3 protein-coding genes and 1 tRNA gene are annotated in these 1,800 nt (G+C 43.8%); all 4 read left to right on the top strand.

Translation table 11 applies throughout. From position 1 onward, the window contains the following. Positions 1–95 precede the first annotated feature (95 nt). A tRNA-Gln gene (locus J536_RS24220) sits at positions 96–170 on the top strand. 36 nt (positions 171–206) lie between these two features. Next, on the top strand, positions 207–1,157 hold the full coding sequence (locus J536_RS24215; RefSeq protein WP_002120445.1) for a ribose-phosphate pyrophosphokinase: 951 nt from the start codon (positions 207–209) through the stop codon (positions 1,155–1,157). Between the two features lie 96 nt (positions 1,158–1,253). Continuing rightward, positions 1,254–1,550 (top strand): 50S ribosomal protein L25, encoded by a 297-nt coding sequence (rplY, locus tag J536_RS24210; RefSeq protein WP_002120443.1) that lies wholly within the window; start codon positions 1,254–1,256, stop codon positions 1,548–1,550. 20 nt (positions 1,551–1,570) lie between these two features. Beyond that, positions 1,571–1,800: aminoacyl-tRNA hydrolase (locus tag J536_RS24205; protein WP_032064132.1), on the top strand; the 230-nt coding region annotated here is incomplete at its 3' end.

The raw sequence follows: 1,800 nt of genomic DNA, 5'->3' as shown, positions 1-1,800 counted from the left end.
GTCGCCAAGTGGTAAGGCACCGGGTTTTGATCTCGGCATCCGTTGGTTCGAATCCAGCCGCCCCTGCCAACCTCACCTGTAATGATGATTATATTAGGGGCGTCGCCAAGTGGTAAGGCACCGGGTTTTGATCTCGGCATCCGTTGGTTCGAATCCAGCCGCCCCTGCCATCTATTTCATTACATACCAACCGCCAAGGGTGCTTCATGCCCAATCTTGTCGTTTTTAGTGGAAATGCTCATCCACAGTTCGCTCAAAAAGTCGTAAGTCACTTACATATCCCTCTAGGTGCTGCATCAGTCGGTCACTTTTCTGATGGAGAAATTTCAGTAGAAATTACTGAAAATGTTCGTGGTAAAGACGTATTTATCGTTCAGCCTACTTGTGCCCCTACCAATGATAACCTTATGGAAATCTTGGTTATGGCAGATGCTTTGCGTCGTGCAAGTGCTGGTCGTATTACCGCTGTTATCCCTTATTTTGGTTATGCTCGCCAAGACCGTCGTCCACGTTCTGCACGTGTGCCGATTACAGCTAAAGTTGTCGCAGACATGCTTACCACTGTTGGTATTGACCGTGTCGTGATGATCGACTTACATGCTGACCAAATTCAAGGTTTCTTCGATATTCCTGTCGACAACATCTACGGTACTCCTGCTTTGCTTGCTGACTTACGTCAACAACAACATGACAACCTTATGGTGGTTTCTCCTGACGTTGGTGGTGTAGTACGTGCTCGTGCTGTTGCCAAACAGATGGGTGACATCGATTTAGCAATTATTGATAAACGTCGTCAAAAAGCCAATGAGTCGCAAGTTATGCACTTAATTGGTGACGTAAAAGATCGTGATTGCGTTATCGTAGACGATATGGTCGATACTGCTGGTACATTGTGTAAAGCAGCTGATGCGCTTAAGCAATTTGGTGCACGTCGTGTAGTTGCGTACGCAACTCACCCTGTACTATCAGGTAAGGCTATTGAAAACTTACGTAATTCAGTTATTGATGAACTGGTTGTGACTGATACCATTCCTCTTTCTGAAGAAGCATTGACCTTAGGCAAGATCCGTCAGGTTTCTGTTGCTAGCATGGTTGCTGAAACGATTCGTCGTATTAATAACGAAGAGTCTATCAGTGCAATGTTCGATAGTTTATAATATTGCAGCTTTTTATAAACCCTAGCCTTGGCTGGGGTTTTCTATCACTAAACTGGTCGCAAGTTTAGTCTTTTAAACTTTAATGAGGATTTACTCATGGCAAACTTCGTATTAAACGCTCAAGCGCGTGCTGAAGACAAACAAGGGAAAGGTGCGAGCCGCCGCCTTCGTCGCGAAGCTTTAATTCCAGCTATCATTTATGGTGGCAACGCTGAGCCTGTAACTGTTACTTTAGAACTTCGTGAGCTTGTAAAAGCTTTAGAAAGCAATGCTTTCTTTGAAGAAGTTGTAGAAATCAAAGTGGGCGACAAAGTTGAAAACGTTAAAATCCAAGCGTTACAACGTCACCCATCTAAAAACACTCCTATGCACGCTGACTTCAAACGCGCATAAGTGTTTAAAGGCGTAGATTAGTGTCAAATATTTCGCTAATTGTTGGTTTGGGCAATCCTGGTTCAGAATATGCCCAAACCCGCCATAATGCAGGTTTTTGGTTCATTGAACAGCTTGCTGACAAATATGGCATTACATTAAAAAATGATCCGAAATTTCACGGAATCAGTGGACGTGGTAATATAGAAGGACACGATGTCCGTCTACTTCTACCCACTACATTTATGAACCGTTCTGGACAAAGTGTAGT

The organism is Acinetobacter sp. 809848 (genome assembly GCF_000581275.1).
GTDB lineage: Bacteria > Pseudomonadota > Gammaproteobacteria > Pseudomonadales > Moraxellaceae > Acinetobacter > Acinetobacter pittii.
This window is presented reverse-complemented; position numbering and strand designations above follow the sequence as displayed.

What these genes read in the sequence shown, in the direction of transcription:
- rplY (WP_002120443.1), top strand. Translation starts at nt 1,254, where the DNA reads ATGGCAAACTTCGTATTAAACGCTCAAGCGCGTGCTGAAGACAAACAA.
- J536_RS24215 (WP_002120445.1), top strand. Translation starts at nt 207, where the DNA reads ATGCCCAATCTTGTCGTTTTTAGTGGAAATGCTCATCCACAGTTCGCT.